Source organism: Acinetobacter sp. CAU_H_29a_1 (assembly GCF_058599505.1).
Window position 1 is genome coordinate 1277763 of the sequence record NZ_CM178655.1, and the last position, 22012, is coordinate 1299774.

At 40.6% G+C, this 22012-nt stretch carries 20 protein-coding genes; 7 read left to right on the forward strand and 13 right to left on the reverse strand.

Features of this window, described 5'->3' with window-relative positions:
- Positions 1-170: 170 nt before the first annotated feature.
- The 12 genes from AC4MDD_RS06375 to AC4MDD_RS06430 form a co-directional block, all read right to left on the reverse strand.
- On the reverse strand, positions 171-800 hold the full coding sequence (locus AC4MDD_RS06375; protein WP_419380814.1) for a hypothetical protein: 630 nt from the start codon (positions 798-800) through the stop codon (positions 171-173).
- A gap of 86 nt (positions 801-886) precedes the next feature.
- Positions 887-1582, reverse strand: a complete 696-nt coding sequence (locus AC4MDD_RS06380) for a methionine ABC transporter permease (RefSeq protein WP_419380815.1) — start codon at positions 1580-1582, stop codon at positions 887-889.
- Positions 1579-2604 (reverse strand): methionine ABC transporter ATP-binding protein, encoded by a 1026-nt coding sequence (locus AC4MDD_RS06385; RefSeq protein ID WP_126037103.1) that lies wholly within the window; start codon positions 2602-2604, stop codon positions 1579-1581. Before AC4MDD_RS06385 ends, AC4MDD_RS06380 begins: the two co-directional genes overlap by 4 nt.
- A gap of 73 nt (positions 2605-2677) precedes the next feature.
- Entirely contained in the window at positions 2678-3550 is an 873-nt protein-coding gene (locus AC4MDD_RS06390) for a MetQ/NlpA family ABC transporter substrate-binding protein (RefSeq protein ID WP_419380816.1), read from the reverse strand.
- A 581-nt stretch (positions 3551-4131) separates the two neighbouring features.
- On the reverse strand, positions 4132-5415 hold the full coding sequence (gene purD, locus AC4MDD_RS06395; protein WP_491882430.1) for a phosphoribosylamine--glycine ligase: 1284 nt from the start codon (positions 5413-5415) through the stop codon (positions 4132-4134).
- A gap of 141 nt (positions 5416-5556) precedes the next feature.
- Entirely contained in the window at positions 5557-7131 is a 1575-nt protein-coding gene (gene purH, locus AC4MDD_RS06400; protein ID WP_419380818.1) for a bifunctional phosphoribosylaminoimidazolecarboxamide formyltransferase/IMP cyclohydrolase, read from the reverse strand.
- Positions 7132-7221: 90 nt separating this feature from the next.
- Positions 7222-7491 (reverse strand): DNA-binding transcriptional regulator Fis, encoded by a 270-nt coding sequence (fis, locus tag AC4MDD_RS06405; protein WP_001086304.1) that lies wholly within the window; start codon positions 7489-7491, stop codon positions 7222-7224.
- A 380-nt stretch (positions 7492-7871) separates the two neighbouring features.
- Positions 7872-8771 carry an MJ0042-type zinc finger domain-containing protein gene (locus AC4MDD_RS06410; protein ID WP_148825806.1) on the reverse strand — a complete coding sequence of 300 codons (900 nt, stop codon included), beginning with the start codon at positions 8769-8771 and terminating at the stop codon, positions 7872-7874.
- A gap of 18 nt (positions 8772-8789) precedes the next feature.
- Positions 8790-9692, reverse strand: coding sequence for a 50S ribosomal protein L11 methyltransferase (gene prmA / locus AC4MDD_RS06415; RefSeq protein WP_004696394.1), 903 nt, complete (start codon positions 9690-9692; stop codon positions 8790-8792).
- Positions 9693-9806: 114 nt separating this feature from the next.
- Positions 9807-10688 (reverse strand): bile acid:sodium symporter family protein, encoded by an 882-nt coding sequence (locus AC4MDD_RS06420; protein WP_004696396.1) that lies wholly within the window; start codon positions 10686-10688, stop codon positions 9807-9809.
- 44 nt (positions 10689-10732) lie between these two features.
- Positions 10733-11620, reverse strand: a complete 888-nt coding sequence (locus AC4MDD_RS06425; RefSeq protein ID WP_004982071.1) for a bile acid:sodium symporter family protein — start codon at positions 11618-11620, stop codon at positions 10733-10735.
- Positions 11621-11758: 138 nt separating this feature from the next.
- Positions 11759-12109 carry a hypothetical protein gene (locus AC4MDD_RS06430; RefSeq protein WP_004696401.1) on the reverse strand — a complete coding sequence of 117 codons (351 nt, stop codon included), beginning with the start codon at positions 12107-12109 and terminating at the stop codon, positions 11759-11761.
- Positions 12110-12362: 253 nt separating this feature from the next.
- On the opposite strand from AC4MDD_RS06430, the gene mnmG reads away from it, so the two are divergent.
- Complete coding sequence (gene mnmG / locus AC4MDD_RS06435; protein WP_078389200.1) at positions 12363-14243, forward strand: tRNA uridine-5-carboxymethylaminomethyl(34) synthesis enzyme MnmG; 1881 nt, start codon at positions 12363-12365, stop codon at positions 14241-14243.
- 94 nt (positions 14244-14337) lie between these two features.
- Positions 14338-16146 carry a tetratricopeptide repeat protein gene (locus AC4MDD_RS06440; protein ID WP_419380819.1) on the forward strand — a complete coding sequence of 603 codons (1809 nt, stop codon included), beginning with the start codon at positions 14338-14340 and terminating at the stop codon, positions 16144-16146.
- Positions 16147-16584: 438 nt separating this feature from the next.
- On the opposite strand, the gene AC4MDD_RS06445 is transcribed toward AC4MDD_RS06440, so the two are convergent.
- The gene (locus AC4MDD_RS06445; RefSeq protein WP_078389314.1) at positions 16585-17586 is read right to left on the reverse strand and encodes a helix-turn-helix transcriptional regulator; all 1002 of its coding nucleotides are present in this window, start codon (positions 17584-17586) and stop codon (positions 16585-16587) included.
- A gap of 239 nt (positions 17587-17825) precedes the next feature.
- Here AC4MDD_RS06445 and AC4MDD_RS06450 point away from each other — a divergent pair, with 239 nt between their 5' ends.
- Genes AC4MDD_RS06450 through AC4MDD_RS06470 form a run of 5 tightly spaced genes read left to right on the forward strand, consistent with a single transcriptional unit; the run spans position 17826 to position 22012 of the window.
- Positions 17826-19376, forward strand: coding sequence for a circularly permuted type 2 ATP-grasp protein (locus tag AC4MDD_RS06450; RefSeq protein WP_114836758.1), 1551 nt, complete (start codon positions 17826-17828; stop codon positions 19374-19376).
- Positions 19377-19401: 25 nt separating this feature from the next.
- A complete protein-coding gene (locus tag AC4MDD_RS06455; protein ID WP_114836757.1) occupies positions 19402-20004 on the forward strand; it encodes an alpha-E domain-containing protein in 603 nt (200 codons plus the stop codon).
- The gene (locus AC4MDD_RS06460; protein WP_058869872.1) at positions 20001-20780 is read left to right on the forward strand and encodes a transglutaminase family protein; all 780 of its coding nucleotides are present in this window, start codon (positions 20001-20003) and stop codon (positions 20778-20780) included. The genes AC4MDD_RS06455 and AC4MDD_RS06460 overlap by 4 nt, the downstream gene beginning before the upstream one ends.
- A gap of 24 nt (positions 20781-20804) precedes the next feature.
- Positions 20805-21539, forward strand: coding sequence for a proteasome-type protease (locus AC4MDD_RS06465; RefSeq protein ID WP_491882431.1), 735 nt, complete (start codon positions 20805-20807; stop codon positions 21537-21539).
- 47 nt (positions 21540-21586) lie between these two features.
- Positions 21587-22012 (forward strand): BLUF domain-containing protein, encoded by a 426-nt coding sequence (locus AC4MDD_RS06470; protein WP_419380820.1) that lies wholly within the window; start codon positions 21587-21589, stop codon positions 22010-22012.

Below are 22012 nucleotides of genomic sequence, written 5' to 3' on the forward strand. Positions count from 1 at the left end.
AAAAACCGCTGAATAGTTTAACATGCTCTGCTGCGATTCTGAGTGCGATTGAAATGAATTGGCAAAATTTAATAGCACACAGTGTTTGGACTGTTTATTTTATTGTCAGTAAGTTCAAAACGACTTAGAAAAGGCAATGTTAGTCGCATTGTTTCTTGGCATAAAAGCCTTTAGCAGGCCACTGCTTGCTGAATGGCAAAGCTGCTTAACCGTCCATTTTTAAAACCAAAGTTGAGATAAGCCGTGTAGGGTGGGGCAAAGTCTTGTGGTTCTTTCAGAAAGGCTTTGATTTCATTGGGCTGCAAGAGCAAAACTTGGGCTTCACCTGATGCTGCCATGCCTTGTGCACTGTATTTAAAGTCTTGTTTAAACTGCTGCAAAGTATAATTCGGTGTGACCTGAATATTTTGTACGTGTATGTTTTCGCTCATTGCTTGAGTGCTTTTCCATTCAAGCCAAACACGGCCTTTGGTTTGACCGAGTTGTTTTAAATTCGTTTTGTCTTTATAGAATTTTTCAGTCTGAATCTTGGGATTATCTTCGTTAAAAATCTCAAACTTTAGGGTTTTGGATTGGCCACTTTTAATACTGTATTCATAGTTGCCTGTACATTCAGCATATAGCTTACTGGTTTTTCCATTTGGAGGGGCGAGCAATTGACTGACTTGATGTGCTGTCACAGATGTATTGAGTTCAACCTGATTCACTTTCACATTGGTGACGTAGTTATAGGGATTTGAAGCTGCATGGCTGAGCATCGGCAAAAGACTTAGACTGATCAATAGAGTTGTTATTTTCATCGTTATAGCTTTTAAAAGTTTTGTTTGCCGCATGATATAAAACTTAGACCTGAAAAAAAGCTCCCAATATTGAGAGCTTAATTTTGCTAGCGTAGTTTAGATAGCCAATCGCCAACGGATTGTACAATTTGCACCATGATCAACAGCACAATCACTGTGAGTATCACGACACTGGTGTCAAAACGTTGATAACCATAAGATATAGCAAGGTCACCAATACCGCCTGCACCCACGGCCCCGGCCATCGCGGTTGCACCAATTAAGCTAATCGTGGCTGTGGTTAAGTTTAAAATCAGTGAACTGCGTGCTTCAGGTAGAATAAATTTGAAGATGATTTGTAGTGGTGTTGCACCCATGGCTTGTGCAGATTCGATAATCCCCTCATTCACTTCAAGTAATGAAGTTTCCACCAAACGACCAATGTATGGTCCGACATAAATGGTGAGCGGAACAATCGCAGCCCACGTGCCAATCGATGTGCCGACGATGAGTTTGGTCAAAGGTAAAACCGCAATCAGCAAAATAATAAAGGGTAGAGAGCGTAGAGCATTCACAATCGGGTTCAGGCTGTGATAAATCGCTTTATTTGGCAAAATACCATTAGGACGTGTGACCAATAAAATGATGGCCTGAATAAAGCCCCAAATACAGCCGAACAGCATTGCAAAAAACACCATATGAAATGTTTCTTGCAAAGCAGTAATAAACTGGTCAATCGATAAAGAGCTTTTCCAAAAAGGCGCTGTGATTTGAGTTAACCACTGGACAATTAAATCTCTCATGCCAGCTCTCCTGATTGTTCAACAGCCACACCATGTTGTTTTAAAAACTCAACCGCTTCAGCAATCAGGCTTTCATCGCCCAAGAGCTGAACAAACATTTGTCCAATCACATTGCCATCAATTTCAATCATGTTGGCAAACAGGATATTGAGACTAATATCAAACTGTTTAATTAAGTTTTGAATTACGGTTTCGTGTGCAGAGTTACCCAGGAATTGTAAGCGGTAAATACTATGATGATGCTTATGTTCGAGGTTATTCAGAAGTTTAATTGGTAGCTGTTGATGCAAAATCGTTTGAATAAAATTCTGTGTCGTTGCATGTTGTGGGCGACTAAATAAGTCCACCGTTTTCCCAGTTTCAACTACTTTGCCGAGTTCCATCACGGCCACATGTGAGCAGATGCTTTGAATCACATCCATTTCATGTGTCACCATGACGATGGTAATACCTTGCTCTTGATTGATTTTTTTGAGCAAGTCTAAAACTGACTTAGTGGTTTGTGGGTCGAGTGCAGAAGTCGCTTCGTCACAAAGTAATATTTTAGGATGGTTGGCAAGCGCACGTGCAATACCGACACGTTGTTTTTGACCACCCGAAAGTTCGTCTGGATAAGCTTCTTTTTTGTGTTTGAGATCAATAAACTCAAGTAGCTCATTCAAACGCTTTTCACGTTCAGCTTTGCTATAACCTAAAAGTTTCATGGGCATTTCAATATTGGCTGCAACGGTTTTGGTTTGCAGTAAGTTGAAATGCTGGAAAATCATGCCAATATTTGCACGTTCTTGACGTAATGCTTTTGCATCTAATGCAGTAAAGTCTTTTTGATTGATAATCACTTGGCCTTGAGTTGGGCGTTCAAGTAAATTGATCAAACGAATGAGGGTACTTTTACCTGCACCACTATAGCCAATAACGCCAAAAATACTGCCTTCTGGAATGTCCAAATTGATTTGGTCCAGTGCAGGAATGGTTTGGCCTTTCAGCTGATAGTGCTTTGAAATGTTTTTAAATTGAATCATATCGTCAAAAACTACACAAAAATGAAAAAACAGGCAAAGAGACTTTGCCTGTTTCGTTGATTTGATTATATTACTATTTAGCTTGAGTAAGGTAGCTTACTGGCTTGTTCACATCAATTTTTGTGCCGCCAAAATGTTCTTGAACATATTTGCCGACTGCAGCAACATGGTAAAGCTCACCGACTTTTTTCAGTACAGGGTCGTTTTGACGCGCTTCAGCCACAGCAAGAACGTTGACGTTCATTTTCGTGGTTTGGTCGATTGGCTCATAGTAAATCGCATCTTTCAATACGTTTAGACCACCTTCCATTGCAAGGGTATTCCCCAAGACAATTGCATCAACTTCGTCTTTCACACGTACAGCCGTTGCCATTTGAATGGGTTTAATCACCAATGCTTTTTTATTTTCAACGATGTCTTGAGATGTACCTTTCACAAAGTCAAAGTCATTTTTTAACTTCACAAGACCCGCAGATTGTAATAATAACAATGCACGTGATTCGTTCGCACCGTCATTTGGAATCGCAATCGTTGCACCATTTTTAAATTCAGCCAGAGTTTTTACTTTGCTTGAATAGATGCCCATTGGCTCTAGGTAGGTCGTTGAAAGTGGAGCAATCTTCGCTGTGTTCGCTTCGTTATATGCTACAAGGTAAGCATAAGATTGGAATGCATTGACATCGACTTCATTGTTTGCAACAGCAGTGTTCATTGCAACATAGTCAGTGAAGTTTTTAATGTCTAACTTTAAGCCAGCTGCTTTAGTTTCTGGCAAAGTTGCAATATAGCGCCAAATGTCTGCATCAGACCCAGTCGATGCGATGGTTACTGTTTGCTCAGCTGCTGCAGTATCCGTTTTAGCCGCATCTGCTGCAGGTGCTTCAGGTTTACTACAACCCGTTAAAACAACAGATAAACCCAGCGCAATTCCTAGAATTTTTTTCATTTTTTCTTCCCGAGTAAGCACCCAAACGAGGCTTAACTTAGCTGAACAATAGAGAGATCGATTGATTTTAAATCAGGTATTCCTGATTTGATGCATATGACTGTAATGTGAGTTTTGCAAGTGTGCAATTCGATATCAGTCGAATATGTACTTTCACTTTGGAAAAGATTAACTTTTTCAAATCACTAGAAACATCTCTGCTCAATCGTTAAATTTTGCACATCATATCAACAAAGTAATATTCGATATAGAGCATAAAAGTTCAATACTTATCTTATTTAAAGATTAGTAATTTGCATTTTGTTTATAATTTTATAATGAAAACAATATATTATTTTTAATTAATCTATTTAAAAATAATAATTTGCATAAATTTTGTGCTTTATAAGATTTTATCTAAACTAAATACAAAAAATAGATATAACGAGTATAAAGTGCAAAAAGTATGTCTCAGAATATAGGATGAATATAGCTATATCTTTAGAAATTAATTTATATTCATACGGATATATTTAAAAAAATTCGCAGCGGTTTGCAATAAAAAAACCCGCATTTAGCGGGTTTTTACAGTATGGATGCTTTTAAGCATTTTCACGCGCAATAGCACGATAACCAATATCTGTACGATATTGCATACCCGTAAATGTCACTTGACCACAGACTTCTAAAGCATTGACTTGCGCTTCAAGTACGGTATCGCCAAGAGCTGTGACACATAAAACACGACCACCCGCAGTCAAGATGTGACCGTCGGCACTCATTGTAGTGCCCGCATGGAAGATTTTTGTGTTTTCAGGAGATTGACCAAGACCAGAGATTACGTCACCTTGACGAACAGTTTCTGGGTAGCCTTCTGCTGCTAGGACAATACCAATTGATTTGCGTTCATCCCATTCAGCTTCTGCTGGAAGATTACCTGCAATACCAGCTTCAACCAGATCGACCAATGATGATTTTAAACGCATCATAATCGGCTGAGTTTCAGGGTCACCAAAACGACAGTTGAACTCGATCACTTTTGGTTGACCTTTGTCATCAATCATCAAGCCTGCGTATAAGAAACCTGTATAAACGTGACCGTCCTTTTTCATACCTTCAACGGTAGGACGCATCACTTCATTCATGGTTTTTTCAAATACATCTGCAGTCACCACAGGAGCAGGAGAGTAAGCACCCATACCACCCGTGTTTGGACCTTGGTCGCCTTCAAAAATACGCTTATGGTCTTGAGATGTTGCCATTGGTAAGATGTTGTCGCCATCAATCATACAAATGAAAGATGCTTCTTCACCAGCAAGGAATTCTTCGATCACAACACGAGAACCAGCATCACCAAACTTGTTGCCCGCCAACATGTCATCAATCGCATCAAAAGCTTCTTGATTAGTCATGGCTACAATTACGCCTTTACCCGCAGCAAGACCATCGGCCTTGATCACGATTGGCGCGCCATTTTTTTCAACAAATGCTTTCGCTGCATCGACTTCAGTAAATACATCGTAGAACGCAGTAGGAATGTTGTGGCGTTTTAAGAAGTGCTTAGCAAATGCTTTTGAGCCTTCTAGCTGGGCAGCAAATTGAGTTGGGCCCCAAATTTGAAGCTCTGCCGCGCGGCAAGCATCAACTACACCATTTACCAGCAGTGCTTCTGGACCCACAATAATCAAATCTACTGCATTGTTTTTTGCAAAGTCGATAATTGCAGCATTGTCTAAAATGTTGAGTGCAACATTTTCACATTTGTTTTCTGTTGCAGTTCCTGCATTACCTGGTGCAACAAAAACTTTTGCAACTTTTTCATCTTGAGCGATTTTCCATGCCAATGCATGTTCACGACCGCCATTACCCAAAACTAACATGTTCATCTTACTATCCTTTTTTAATCCCTCCCAACCTCCCTTTGAAAAGGGAGGGGCATCACGAATTTAAAGAGTCCTTTAATTCATGACAAGTCCCCCTTTAAAAAGGGGGATTTAGGGGGATTTTTGAATATGAATTATTGTAAATTAATGACGGAAGTGACGCATGCCAGTGAAGACCATTGCAATACCTGCTTCATCTGCAGCAGCAATGGTTTCTTCGTCACGCATAGAACCGCCCGGTTGGATAATACATTTAATACCTGCTTTTGCTGCATTATCAATACCATCGCGGAATGGGAAGAATGCATCAGATGCCATTACAGCACCTTCAACCACTAAGCCTGCGTGCTCCGCTTTAATGGCAGCAATACGCGCTGAGTTAACACGGCTCATTTGACCTGCGCCTACACCAATGGTTTGACGACCTTTAGCATAAACAATGGCATTTGATTTTACGTATTTCGCAACTTTCCATGCAAAGATCAAATCATCAATCTCAGCATCCGTTGGTGCGCGTTTCGTCACGACTTTTAGATCATCTTTGGTGATCATGCCTAAGTCTTGGTCTTGAACCAATAAACCGCCATTTACGCGTTTATAGTCAAGTTGTGGCGCACGCTCATCAAGTGCAGGTAATTCACCACAAATGAGAACACGAACATTTTTCTTCGCGCCAGTGACTTCAAGCACGCCTTCAGCGATGCTCGGTGCAATGATAACTTCAACAAACTGACGATCTACAATGGCTTGTGCAGTAGCAACATCTAATTCACGGTTGAATGCAATGATGCCGCCAAAAGCTGATTCAGGATCTGTCGCATAAGCCAAGTCATATGCCGCTTGAATACCATCTAAAGACACAGCAACGCCACATGGGTTTGCGTGTTTAACGATAACACAAGCAGGTTTTGCAAATGATTTGACACATTCAAGTGCGGCATCTGTATCTGCAATGTTGTTATACGAAAGTTCTTTACCTTGAAGTTGTTTCGCTGTTGAAACAGAGGCTTCAGTTGCTGTGCTTTCTACATAGAATGCTGCTGACTGATGCGGGTTTTCACCATAACGCAAGTCTTGAGCTTTATTTAACTGTGTATTGAACGTACGTGCAAACTTGTCTGCTTGACCTTCTTCCTTGCCTACGCGAGCACCTAGGTAAGAAGCAATCATGCCATCATACTGTGCTGTATGTTCAAATGCTTTAACGGCTAAATCAAAACGAGTTTCGTAAGACAAAGCACCATTTGTTTTAAGCTCAGCAACAACAGTGTCGTAGTCTGTAGCATTGACCACAATACCGACAGAAGCATGATTTTTCGCAGCAGCACGCACCATAGTTGGGCCGCCGATGTCGATATTTTCAATCGCATCTGCAAGTGAGCAGTTCGGTTTAGCGACAGTTGCAGCAAATGGATAAAGGTTCACAACCACAAGATCGATCGCATCGATATTGTGTTCAGCCATCACAGCTTCGTCTAGACCGCGACGAGCTAAGATACCACCATGAATTTTCGGGTGTAGCGTTTTTACACGACCATCCATCATTTCTGGGAAACCCGTATGCTCTGAAACTTCAACTACAGCGATATTGTTGTCTTTTAACAACTTATATGTACCGCCAGTAGATAAAATTTCTACCCCTAGAGCAACAAGGTTTTGAGCGAACTCAACAATGCCAGTTTTATCGGAAACAGAGATTAAAGCGCGTTTAATGGTCATGATCTTCGTCACAGTTATCAAGAATTAAAACAAAAAGCCAAAAATAGCAGGTAAAAAAAATGCCCGCGGAAGCCGCAAGCATTTTATCATTTATTCACTCATTAAACCGTGAGCTTTTAACTTTTTACGTAAAGTTCCACGGTTAAGTCCTAGAATCTCCGCAGCACGTGTTTGGTTACCGCGGGTATATTCTAAAACTACAGATAGAAGAGGTTTCTCCATTTCTGCCAGCACCATGTCGTAGACCTGAGATGGTTGCTCGCCTTGCAGTTGTGCAAAATAGTGGCGAACTGCGCGATCTACGTGAATACGAAGAGCGACATCAGACTGTGCAGTAAAAATAGGAGATTTGCTATTCATGCGAAGTAATCCGAAAAATCTAAATATCACTTGGGTAAAGTGACATATATAAAGTGGTCTAAAATTAAAATGAACTTCGTTTTAGATCCTAAAACGACTAGTTCTAAAACTGTACATTTAGCATGCCACAATATCGCTAAGTTGGTCGAAATATAAGCGTAACAATAGTTAAATATTTGTTACCGACCTTTTTTAAACAAAAAAATCTGCTCAATACGCGATATTTCGATAACGCGCATTTTTGCTGATGTTCTATTTGTATTAAAAGACTGAGGAGATTGCAGCACTAAGCTTTTGTGGCGCGTATCATACCATTGTCTAAGAAAAAGTGAGCAAGAAAACTGCATTTTTTTTCACTTTTTTTACATTTTTTTTAAATTTTAGGGCTGGACTATTTCTAAACTGTAATGATTGAAGCTTTTACGGCTGACTGGCAGGCTAAATTTGAATTTGAACGGACTATTTTTAGGAATTCGTTTGATTCCAACCAGGCTATCAATCAAGTATTCATTTGCATGCAGTTGATAGGTTGAATCGACTTCACCATCCACTTTTAAAATGACCTTAAGATCTGGTAGCGGAAGGCTGGTGTCATGATAATTGATCAGTTCACCTGAAAATTGAGTTTTCTGTGCATCGAGACGTTTTACTTTTAATTTATTAATGCTGATCAGACTGTACCGTTCTTGTAGGCTGCTACAGTTCAGTACGAGACAAATTTTATTATAGGTTGCACCTAATGCGGGGCTATTATTGAGGATATGTGGGTTAAACCATAAGTATTGGAAACACAATAATGCCAATAAGCTGAAGTTAATCACACCCCAAAGCATATAGTACATCGGGCTTTTTTGCGGTTTCGCTGGATTGTTGTCTGCCAAATTCATGGCAGGATAGTTACCAATCGGGTCGGTACTAAAATAGTTTAAATTGTTTAAATAGGTTTTGAGGTCAATGTTGGAGTGCTCAACTTTCAGATTGAAAATATCAAGCAAATTTGATGTCGACATTGAAAGCGCAGCAGATTGCGATAAATCAAAATGAATGCTGTCTACGCGAGGAGAGGAAAATGCTGAATTTGAAGACATGCTCATGTCATTCTGATTCGACGATCTTTCCTCACCTGTGTCAAAAGTATGACCCGTGGTTAAATGCGAGAGCGCATTAAAGGTCATCGAACACTTTGGGCAACAAACCATACCTTGCGCAACAGTGAGTTGCGCAACACTTACTTTGTAGATGGTTAGGCATTTAGGGCAAGAGGTTTGTTTGTCGCTCATAGTGTATTAAGGGTTCATTTAAAGGGTGTGGCGTTTACCCGAGATTCGGCACCAGTTTTCATCACGTTTCTCGACCTCTAATATATCAAAAAACTCAGAATAAACACTAGAAACATCAGAAACTTGCTCTTCAATTACACCTGCAAGTGCGAACTCTCCCTCAGATTTGACTAAAGTTGCGAATTCAGGCGCTAACATCATGAGCGGGCCTGCCAAAATATTTGCAACAAAGACATCTGCTTTTTGGTCAGCAAGCTCTAAATTAAACTCATCTGGTAAGCCGACATAAAGGTTCTCAGCCACGCCATTGAGCGCCGCATTTTGTTCAGTGGCTAAAATTGCTTGAGGGTCAATGTCTGTGGCATAGACTTTTTTTGCACCTAGAAGTAGAGCAGCAACACCTAAAATACCTGAACCGCAACCATAGTCGATCACGATTTTATCTTTAACATCAGTTTTACCTAACCACTGCAGGCAAAGAAAAGTAGAGGCATGGTTCCCCGTGCCAAACGCTAAGCCTGGATCAAGTTTAATGTTGACTGCATCTGGTTCTGGTGCTTCCATCCATTCAGGAACGATCCAGTATTTGTCAGCAATTTGAATTGGTTCGTAGGCATCCATCCATGTGCGTTCCCATTCTTGGTCTTCAAGAAATTCGCTACGCATCGGTGCATCAGGCATTTGAGTGCGAATAAAAGTTTCTAATGCATTGACATCAATTTCTTCGTCGTCTTCTTGCGCATAGATACCCGTCACAATGACTTTATTCCAAAGTGGCGTTTCACCTGGAAGTGGTTCAAGTAAGTCTTGGTTTTCTGCATCATCTAATGTGACACTGACTGCACCCAAAGATTCTAAAAGGGTTTCAGTAAAATCGACTTGCGCTTGATCAACCGTAATATGAATTTGTAACCACTTCACAGGAATAACCTAATATTTATGTATAAATAAATATTGTAGCGGAACGGGGGGCAGTTCGACAGCATTCCTCAAAATAAAAAAGGATGCCGAAGCATCCTTAGATCTACATCTGTTCTAGGCTTGTTCTGTACTGGTTTGAACCGATGGAGCATAACGGTTGAGTAATGTCCCAAAGATGGCTGCAAAGATATACATAAAAATAGAATAGACCGCTGCGGGCATGGCAATGGTGGTACTGGCCATCACGGTAAGTGCAATGGTCATGGCAAGGGTGCTGTTATGAATGCCAATTTCAAAGGCACAGGCCCGAGCTTGAGCACTATTGATCCCCAGTAGTCTTGGTACAAAATAACCGATCATTAAACTGCAAATACAGAAAATGACTGTGGCTAAACCGACCTGAGTCAGATATTCCAGAATATGTGCGCGTTCTTTGGCTATTGCTCCAACAATGATTAAGACCAAAAATACAACAGAAAAAATACGCAATGGTTTATTCAGCCTCTTGGTAAAAGAGGGTGCATAGTGGCGAATCAACATACCAATACAGACGGGGATAAGAATAATAGCGAAAACCTGTAAGATTTTACTAAACTGCATACTGACGTGTTGTCCATCCTGCATAAAGTATTGAATGGCAAAATTGACAATTAGCGGTAAGGTAAACGCTGCAATAACGGAGTTAATCGCGGTTAAAGTAATATTGAGCGCAATATCACCTTTAAACAAATAGCTAAATAAATTTGCCGTGCTCCCACCTGGGGAAGCCGCTAAGAGCATTAAGCCGACGGCAAGCAGTGGCGGTAAGTTGAGTACTATGCAAATTACAAAGGCAATCCCAACAAGAAGTACCAACTGACAAAATAAAGCAACCAATACTGCTTTGGGATGCTTGCTGACGCGTGCAAAATCCTTCGGAGTTAACTCTAAGCCCAAGCCAATCATGATGATGGCAAGAGCTAGGGGTAACATAATAGTTATAATTCCTGAATCCATAGGTGCATATTCTCCTTAAAATTATATAAATCATGACCGTGAACTTATTCAGCTACGGTCTCTTTCTTCAAAAATAAACTGTCATTTCTTCGCGAGATTAATAGGCCTAATAACGCAGCAAATACAAACATGAAAATAGAATAAATACCGGCAGGAATGGCCATGGCAGTGTTGCCTAAGACTGACAGGGCAACCGTAATGGCAAGTGCGGTGTTATGAATGGTGATCTCAAAGGAGCAAGTTAAGGCTTGCTTTTCTGGAATATTGGCAAGATGTGGCACAAAAAAACCAATAAACATGCTACAGAAGCAGAATAAGGCTACGGCAGGCCCAATCTCAAACACATATTCAACAAAATTATGTCGCTCTAAGTACAGTGCGAGAAAAAAGATAAAAAGAAGACAGCTTGCAGACAAAATACGCATTGGGCGGTTTAATCTGTCGGCAAGTTTTGGAAAGTAATAACGTAAAAACATGCCCATACTGACTGGAAGTAAAGTGATGAAAAAAACTTTCATCATTTTCATGGCGGGCATGTCAACGGGTTGTGATGTTTGTAGAAAGTACATCAGTGAAAAATTAATAATAAAAGGCAGGGTTAGTGTTGAAATGATGGAGTTCGTGGCTGTAAGAGTAATGTTGAGCGCAACATCACCTTTAAATAAATAGGTCAATAGATTTGACGTTGGTCCGCCCGGTGAGGCTGCAACGAGCATCAAACCAATCGCGAAAATAGGCGCTAAATTTAAAAATTGGCAAATCAGGAACGCAATGCCAACTAGCAGCACTAACTGTGAAAATAACGCGATGAAAATGACTTTGGGGTGCAGTGTGAGGCGATAAAAATCAGCTGGGCGTAGGTGTAAACCAAGCCCCATCATCATCAATGCCAAAGTCAAAGGCAAAAAAACTGTAAACAATTCCGAATCCATGGAATACCTTTTTTATTCGTTTTTTATCTTTTGTGTTTTTGAGTGTATACAGAATTCAATAATTTACAAGGTCGAAAAAAGGGTAAAAAATGGACTATTTTTTACCCTCAATACAGCATGAACTTTAAATTGTTTTGCTTACATTCTTGGTTTAGGTGCTACAAAACCAAGGGCACATTTGCCTTTAATTTCTTTACCTTCGATATTGATTGATGTCGCTTTTGAGTCGCCTTGGCAAATGCTGGCTAACTCAGCTTCATCACCATGAATATTGGCATTTTTTGAGCTTGGGAAAAATTGAGGTTCACAGGTACCATTCCAAATAATGCCTCGATAGGCAAAACTAACCGCTGTTCCTTGTGACTTGCCTTTACAGACTTGTTGATAACGTTGACTATCATAGACTTTTTCAACTTTGTCGTTGGCTGATACAAAAGGCGAAAAAAATAAACCGCAGAGAATGGATGAAAAAAGAATCTTCTTATTCATAATGCTTACCTTTGGTTGTTGTATGATCAACTTATAGGATAAAAAATGATCAAATTAATGCAAGGCTTTTCAGGTAACAAAACGCATCCTTTGTTGAGTTTTTGCTACTGCTCTGCAAGTAAAATTACATAAACCTAGTGCTGGCGCAGTAAGCACAGCACCGCATATACAATAAATTCCACGGAATCTGTCAACTTACAATCGAAAATTTGCTATAATCTTTCGTTATCATTTTTTAATCTCCTTTACCACTATGCATTATCCTAAAGTTTACGATGTCATTGTTATCGGCGGCGGTCACGCAGGTACAGAAGCAGCATTGGCTGCGGCACGTATGGGGCGACAGACTTTACTCTTAACTCATAATATTGAGACTTTAGGGCAGATGAGCTGTAATCCAGCAATTGGTGGTATTGGTAAATCGCATTTGGTGCGTGAAATTGATGCCTTGGGCGGTGCAATGGCATTGGCTGCCGATAAAGGTGGTATTCAGTTCCGTATCCTAAACTCACGTAAAGGTGCAGCCGTTCGTGCAACACGTGCACAGGCAGACCGTATTCGCTATAAAGCCGCGATTCGTGACACTTTAGAAAACCAAGCAAATCTCGATATTTTCCAACAAGCCGCAGACGACCTGATTGTTGAGGGTGATACTGTAAAGGGTGTTGTAACTCAAACGGGTATTCGCTTTGATGCGAAAACAGTTGTACTCACCGCAGGGACGTTCTTAGGTGGTGTAATCCACGTAGGGCTTGAAAAATCAAGCGGTGGCCGTGCAGGTGATCCACCTTCAATTTCACTGGCACACCGTTTACGTGAATTGAATTTGCCAGTGGGTCGTTTAAAGACAGGTACGCCACCACGTATTGATGCGCGTTCAGTTAATTTTTCTGTGATGATTCCACAGCCGGGTGATTTCCCATCACCGACTATGTCATTCATGGGTGATGCATCTATGCACCCTGAACAAGTGAATTGTTATATCACACATACCAATGAAAAAACCCATGACATCATCCGTGGTGGTTTAGATCGTTCTCCGATGTACACTGGTGTCATTGAAGGCGTGGGCCCACGTTACTGCCCATCTATTGAAGACAAAATTCACCGCTTTGCCGATAAAGACTCACATCAAGTGTTCTTAGAGCCTGAAGGTTTAGATACACATGAGCTTTATCCAAATGGTATTTCAACTTCACTTCCGTTTGATGTGCAGTTTGAATTGGTTCGTTCAATTCGCGGGATGGAAAATGCGCACATTTTACGTCCGGGCTATGCTATTGAATACGATTATTTCAACCCGCAAGCATTGAAGTTTACTTTAGAAACCAAAGCCATCAATAACTTGTACTTTGCCGGTCAAATCAATGGTACGACAGGTTATGAAGAGGCGGGTGCACAAGGTCTACTAGCAGGCTTAAATGCTGCGCGTCGTGCGTGGGATCAAGAGCAATGGACACCAAAACGTGATGAAGCCTATATGGGCGTATTGGTGGATGACTTGATTACGCTCGGTACGAAAGAACCGTACCGTATGTTTACTTCACGAGCCGAATATCGTTTGATGCTACGAGAAGACAATGCGGATCAACGTTTAACGCCAGTGGGTCGTGAAATGGGTTTGGTGGATGATGAGCGTTGGGCAGCTTACTGTGAAAAAATGGAAGCGGTTGAACTGGAAACAGGTCGCTTACAACACCTTTGGGCGGCACCAAACAACCCAATGGGCAAAAAGTTTGTCGAAATGACGGGTGCAGATTTATCGAAAGAATGCTCTGCGATTGATTTGTTAAAACGTCCGAATATTTCATTTGCTCAAATTGCGGAGCTCACAGGTTCAGAAGTGTCTGCACAAGTGGGCGATCAAATTGAAATCGCGGTGAAATATGCAGGTTATATTAACCGTCAGCATGAAGACGTTGCGCAAATGAAGCGTTTGGAAGAAACCAAAATTCCAGCCGATTTTAATTATGATGTCGTTTCAGGGTTATCTCGTGAAATTACTTTAAAATTGAAAGATGTACGTCCTGAGACATTGGCTCAAGCAAATCGTATTCCGGGGGTAACACCTGCAGCAGTGCAATTAATCATGATTACGATCCGTAAAAATGCACAAGCGAAAAAATCTGCTTAATATTTGAAAGTTATTGAAAAAGTCCGCTTTATGCGGGCTTTTTTTTGGGTAAAATCTGTGCAGGGGAAATATACAATAAAAAATAAGGTGAATTATGTCATTACATTATAAAAGCGGAGAAGAGATTCGCGCGGGTGATGTGGTTATCTGGCTCAATCAAAGTAGTGAGTTTTATCAATTTGATCAAGCCATTATGAAAGTTTGGGAGGTTGCTAAAACCAATGATGGAGAACTGGTTGGGGTAAATTTAATGCCACCAGAAGCAGAATCTCCTATGCAGATGCTGAGAGCTTTGGTTCGACCCAAAGATCCTGAGCCATCTTCTGACATTGTGAAAATGCAAGATGTTCCGGGACTCTATACCATTACACGATGGTTTTTACCCTTGGAGCAAGTATCTAAAAGTTTGGGATTGATTGAACGTATTGAGTGTTTTTCTGAGCATGAAACAGGACATGGAGCGTTAATCCTTCAACTCATTCGAGGTAAAGCCGAGCAACATCGGGGTATTTATCAATATTATTTGGCAGATCAAGCCTACCAAGAGCGTGAGTTTCAGCTCTATATTGATTTACTACGTCAATCTGCTCAGTCGGGTTATACCCCTGCGATGTGTCAGTTAGCGCAGCAATTATTCATAGGCGGAATTTTACAAAAAAGTCTAGAAGGAAGCTTTAACTGGTATCGAGAAGCCGCGTCCAAAAAGGATAGCATAGCGCTATATCAGTTGGCGGGATGCTATGCACGAAGTCATGGCACCGAACAAGATTTACAAAAAAGTTTGCAGCTCTTGGAACAGTCCTCCGAACAGGGTTGTTGGGCAGCCACATTGGGGTTGGCGGCTTATTATCGTTTTGGCTGGTTAACGTGTTTCTTGGTCAATTCAGTTTATCCAAATTATGGCGTGGTGAGCGAACATGTGATTAATTCGGCACGAGCATTTTATCTGTATCATCGAATCTCGTCACAAGCGCCCGAAACTGAAAAAGGTGTTTTGGCAAATGCTTATTATCATTTAGGCTGGATGTATCAAGATGGTATTGGGACTCAACAAGACTACGAGCAATGTGTCTATTGGTATCAAAAGTCTGCTGATCTGGGTAATCCCGTTGCGATCAATAATTTAGCGGATAAGTATGAGCATGGTTTAGGTGTACCACTTGATTTAGATATGGCAATTGGACTGTATCAACAAGTAGCAGGTCAGGTCATAGCGGCAGATTTAAGTTTGGGTCGTATGTATTTAGAAGGACGAGGTGTTGAGCAAGACTTCGAATTGGCTCGAAAACATTTAAATGTAGTACTGGATGCGCGTATCACTGGGATAGATGAGATGCAGGCAGAAGCAATGCAATTAATCGCATCCTTTACCGAAGAAAGTCCACTGCAACAGGCTCAACATGTTCTCAAAAATGCACGGGACTACTCAATTGATCAGGTTAATGAACAAATCCAAAAGATTGATTCATTTCTGCATATGGATGAAGCCAAACAACTATTCTTCAAACTATTTTTACTGAATGCCCAAAAAGGTGAGGCATCTTCACAGTACCAAGTGGGTTATTGGTATTTAAATGGCTTGTACACTGAGAAAGATTTGGAAGAGGCTGTGTATTGGATTCAAAAAGCGGCTGATCAAAAAGACCAATATGCGGAATGTAAAATTGGCTATTTGTATGAAAAAGGGCTCTATTTTAATGCTGATTTAGACGTTGCACAAAAATGGTATGAGCGCTCATTACGAAAACCTTGTACATCGTATACGCCTGAATATATCGGAGAGCAGTTGAATCCTGAGTATTTGAAAATGTATGACAGAATCAATAATGAAGCCCTCAAGGGATTAGTGCGTATTGAAGAAAAGCGGCCTAAACGTAGCAAGTGGCAATTTTGGAAGAAATAAACGCGGATGATTTGTAACGATTGCTGATGAGAAAGGTTTTTGCGATCGGCATTTGGAAATGCAAGGGCCTAATCATAAGCCTGCTGACCATAAGGCTGGCTTTTTGTTTTGGCAGATAAACAAAGCAAAATAGTTGTTTAAGATAAAAACAGATAAAAATAGCCAATCATGTTATTTCACAAAAGTATTGCCATCTTTTAAATTGATTTTACGTTCTTAACATGAGGTCAACACCATGACGATGAAATCGATCCGTTTTAACAGTGGAGAGCTTGCATGCCAATGCTAGTTTGTATCAATCACCAAAAACAGCGCACTTATCTTGGTTTAGGGGAGGCATTAAACCAAGATGAGCAATGAAAACGACAAACCCAAGCAATTCAAATATCTAATACCAAAAAGACTGTAAAGCCCCTAATACTTGGGGCTTTTTTTATTTTAGTCGGTGATGGTCTGATTAACTGCATCACGAACTTCTTTGGGTTCAATGTGACTAATTTTATGACCAAAACTACGTAACCACCACACCAGTTGATTGGTAAAAGGTACGGTAGCATGAACCAAGATTTGCCCATTTCCAAGCGGTTCTAAAACCTGATTGGTACTGAGTTTGGTTTCTTCCAAATACAGCGCATCTATTTCAGTCATAGTCAGGGTAAGTGCAACGGTTTCTGTAGGTTTTGAAAAGTCTACACGGAAACCTAATGCGCCCGATTCGATATATTCATCGATATCAAAATTGACTGGGTGTAAGGCACGAGTGTTTAAAACCGTCGCTGATTTGAAACGGTGCAGTGCAAAGGTTTGAATATCAGTTTTGTCGTGGCGGGTACAAATCAGATAAATAATTGCACCTTTTTGAACCAGTGCGAGTGGATTGAGCGTATAGGTTTTTGCTTCAACCGCTTGGTTTAAGCCTTGATAAACGCATTCCAGCTGTTTGTCTTGGAGCAGCCCTTCATAGATGGCTTGCTGCGCTGTTTTTTCCACAATCGGGGGAATCAGCGGTTGTGTCGCAGGCACAATGCGTACACGGTTAATCCATTGGCGTACATTGTTTTGGGTAGAGAGACTACGACGTGCTAAGTCAAACCATGGGTTCATTTCTTCAATTAAGCTTGGTGGAAGAAGATGTTTAAGGTGTTCTTCAACCATCATAAATGTCACCGCTTGAGAGCTGGTCATGTGCGGTAAGCTTTGAATTGGAGCATCAGAACGCCAACGCCAACCTTGAGGCACAGCCCCATTGTTTTCAATTGGGAAGCGTTGAGAGATTTGGTTTAAATCACGTTGAATAGTTCGCAAAGTAATGTCGATACCTTCACGTTGTAAAATCTCTTGCAGCTCTCGAGTGCCCATCCATTTTCCAGTGGAAAGGCGAGACAAAATTTGCCATTGGCGATAGAGACTATTGGACGTTTCTTTTTCTTGTATAGACATAGTTTAATAAAATATAGGAGTCGAAATTACTTACTTGAATGTGAACACAATAAGAAAACTCATTCGTTTAAGCAAGCTTTGCTTGAAATTTTTCAGTTATATTTTTTGACACAACTTAATGCGAAATAGAATTGAAGCAATGCGTTTTTTATCGATTAATAAACAAAGCATCTTTAGAAATCCATGGCATAGATATTGCTACGTATGGGTTACATATCGATAACAATTGAGAGGTTTGTATGTTTAAAGAAGATAAAGATACAAATGTAAATACGATGTTGGACGGATATAAGCTTAACTCTCCTGTATTAAATCCGATTCACTCTCATGATCGTCTATCGAGCCAGTCTGTTGGATTGTTTCATCAAATGACCTCGAATTTCTTTAATGAAATGACAGATGACCAAGCGATGTCTGGTGAGGCTTGTGCGCGTATTGAGCACTGGTTGTCACAGCATAGTGTAGAAGAACTCGAAGAACTAAACCAAATTGCCAAACAGCATTTTTTATATGAAGGTATTACGTTTACTGTATATGGTGAATCTGAGGGCATTGAGCGCACCATTCCTTATGATTTAATTCCACGTGTGATCGCTAAACAACAATGGAATAAAATCTCCCTTGGCTCTGCACAACGTGTGCGAGCTTTAAATCTATTTTTACATGATATTTACCATCAACAAGACATTCTCAAAGCGAAAATTATTCCAGAACTGCAAGTGTTGACGCATGAAGCTTATCAACCGCATATGTATGAGCACCGTTTAAAAGGTCAGATTTATAGCCAAATTAGTGGGATTGATATTATCCGTGATGGGCAGGGTGAGTTTTATGTACTCGAAGATAATTTAAGAACGCCATCGGGTGTATCTTATATGCTTGAAAGTCGTAAGATTAGTGAAAAACTCATGCCAGATTTGATGCAGAAGAACCATATTTTAGGCATAGAACAATACCCACAATTACTAAAAGAAATCTTGGCTGAAAATGCTTATGTCGATCAGCCTTTCATCGTGGTGTTGACACCGGGACGTTTTAATAGTGCCTATTATGAACATGCTTTTTTAGCCCGTGAAATGGATGTGCCTTTGGTGACATCGCGTGATTTGTTTGTAGAGCATGATAAAGTCTATGTCAAAACCATTCGGGGCCGTCAACGAGTAGATGTGATTTACCGACGTTTGGATGATGCTTATCTTGATCCGCTGTGCTTTATGCCGAATAGCACTTTAGGTGTTGCAGGGCTGATGTCCGCTTATCTGAGTCATAACGTGGTTATTGCGAATGCACCAGGCACAGGGGTTGCGGATGATAAATCGATTTATCCTTATGTCGATAAAATGATTCAGTTTTATTTAGGTGAAAAACCTATCTTAAAAAATGTTCCGACATATCAATGCCGTGACAAGCAAGATTTGGCTTATGTACTGGAGAACCTTGAGCAGTTAGTGGTCAAAGAGGCGCAAGGTTCGGGTGGGTATGGTATGCTGATTGGACCGCAAGCCTGTAAAAGCCAAATTGAGCAATTTAGAGATAAGCTCATGGCGACGCCGCATTTATATATTGCCCAGCCTACTTTAGAGCTTTCAGTTAGTCCAACCATGACTGAATCGGGTGTGTCTGAGCGTCATATTGACCTTAGACCGTTTGTGCTCAGTTCACCCTATCGTACCGAAATTGTCCCTGGCGGTTTAACACGTGTTGCGATGAAAGAAGGTTCGTTGGTGGTCAACTCATCCCAAGGAGGAGGAATTAAAGACACTTGGGTCGTGGAAAACTTACATTCATAAAATAAACAAATATGAGGGTAGAACTATGATTTTATTAAGCACCAATGCTGAAAATATTTTTTGGTTAGGGCGTTATTTAACACGTACTCAATATTTGTGTGCTCAGTTTCCTTTTACCCAAGACCAGCCTGCAATGGATTATGCGCATGCATTTTGTTTGCCTGCTTTTGATGCGTGCTCACTGAATGAGCTGATTTTAAACCCAAACAACCCTGCTTCATTTAACCAGCAATTTCAAAGCGCCAAGAGTAATGTTCAAGACTTGCGTGGGATTCTATCTGCAAAGGCCTATGCAGAACTGAATCAATTTATCAAAAATGCCACTGAAAACACCGCCTATATTTGTGATGTGGTTGGAGAGTGCCAGGATGTGATTGAGTCTGAAGCCAGTGATGTCTTTTTATTCTTTAGTTTGGGGCAAATGATTGAGCAGCTTGACCGTCAAATTCGCCTGAAACAAGATGCACAAAATACTTTAGTTGAAATAGAAAACATCGTCATGTTGTTAAAAGAAATGGGCTGGCTAAATCTGGCACAGGCTTGGCTAGAGCTCAAATCGCAACCTGATGCGATGAATTTTTATCATTTTAGTGATTATATTCAACAATTGTTTGAGGTTGATGTATGAAACTTATGATCAATCATCAAACGCATTATCAATATAGTGAATTGGCCCTGAATAGCATTCAATATATCAAAATGACACCTACGAATAATTCACACCAAAAGGTATGTCATTGGCATGTGAGTGTGCCAGGAGAGCGTGAAGAAAAACGGGATGCCTTCCAAAATATTTGGATTACCAGTTCGCAACGTGAAGCCTATCAACAGCTGACCATAATGGCGCAGGGCATTGTTGAAATTAATAGCTTGGCAGAACATGGCATACAAGATCGTCTGAATCCCAATTTATTTTTACAACCGACGCCCAATACTCAGTGCAATGCCGAAATGAAGGCATTTGCACATCAGTATGTGCCTGAGCTGAATCGGGAAAATTTGATGAAACTGTCAGAAGCAGTTTTAGCGCATATTCCTTATGTATCTGCCGAAACCTCGGTGCTCACTTCGGCAATCGATGCATTCAATGGGCAGCAAGGCGTATGTCAGGACCATAGTCATGTTTTTATTGCCATGTGTAAGCATCTGGGCTTACCGGTACGTTATGTATCGGGGTATTTGCATGTGCCTGAAACTTCACACCTCGCCAGTCACGCGTGGGCCGAGGTGTATATTGATGATGCATGGTATTGTTTTGATACCAGTAATCAATTGTTCAAACCACAGTCACATATCTATGTAGCTATTGGGCGCGATTATTGGGATGTAGCTCCCGTTCGTGGCGTACGTGAAAAAGGTGGGATGGAATCGATGCATTCCATGGTACAAGTTTTAAGTTGTTAAGGTTTAGCTGAAAAAGGATGTTCTATGACCTATTGTTGTGCACTTCGTCTTCAAGATGGTTTGGTTTTTATAAGTGATACACGTACGAACGCAGGTGTAGACCATATATCCGTGTTTAGGAAACTGTATACCTTTGGTGTGGAGGGTGAACGCTTTATTGCGATTCAAACCTCAGGAAACTTAGCAACGACCCAAGCGGTGATTGGGCATTTAAAAAATCATCTGGAGTTAAGCCAAGAACCGAATTTATATAGTGTCAATACCATGTTCGAAGCAGCTGAGTTGGTCGGGCATACTTTGAAAAAAGTCTTGGCGGATATGGCACCAGGCACACAAGAACAAAGTAATTACTACTGTAGCTTATTGGTCGGTGGGCAAATTAAAGGGGCTGAAATGCAACTTTACAATATCTACCCGCAGGGCAATTTTATTTGTGCGACCAAAGATACGCCGTATTTTCAAATTGGTGAAAGTAAATATGGCAAGCCAATTCTAGATCGTGCATTACGGTATGACATGCCCTTAGACGAAGCGGTGAAGTGTAGTTTGATTTCTTTTGATTCAACCTTGCGGTCTAATGTTTCTGTAGGTTTGCCCTTAGATGCTTTGGTGTACACGAGAGATAGTTTACATATTCCAGTGGGTAAGCGGATTGATGAAGAAGATCCGTATTTTTCAAGCATTAGCAAGCAATGGTCAGATACATTAAGAAAAGGATTGCAAGAATTGGCAAAGCCGACGGATGACTATTTAGTATAAACGTGCTAAATGCTAAAAATAATGAAATCAATCAATTGGGGAAGTCTATGCAGCAAATTTGCTATGCAAGTACTTCAACTTCGGATCATGTACAGCTTCTTCAAGATGTTCGGGACATTTTAAGCGAAGCGCGTGATTTTAATGCAGTACATAATATTTCAGGTGTTCTTTATTATGCAGATCAGCATTATTTCCAGTGCTTAGAAGGGGATGAAGCTGCTTTAGAATTATTAATGTCAAAATTATTGAAAGACCCTAGACATAAAGATATTAAAGTCTTTGAGGCGAAAACCATTCGCGCGGCACATTTTAGAGCTTGGGGCATGAAGTATGTGCAACGTATGAGTCGCGTACATACCAAAATGCGTGAGATGGGTTTTGCAACATTTGAACCGCAGAGTATGAGTCAACAACAAATTGATCAGTTGTTGCAAGATCTTTACGATGCCCAGTCTGATGAGAGTTTAGGTTGA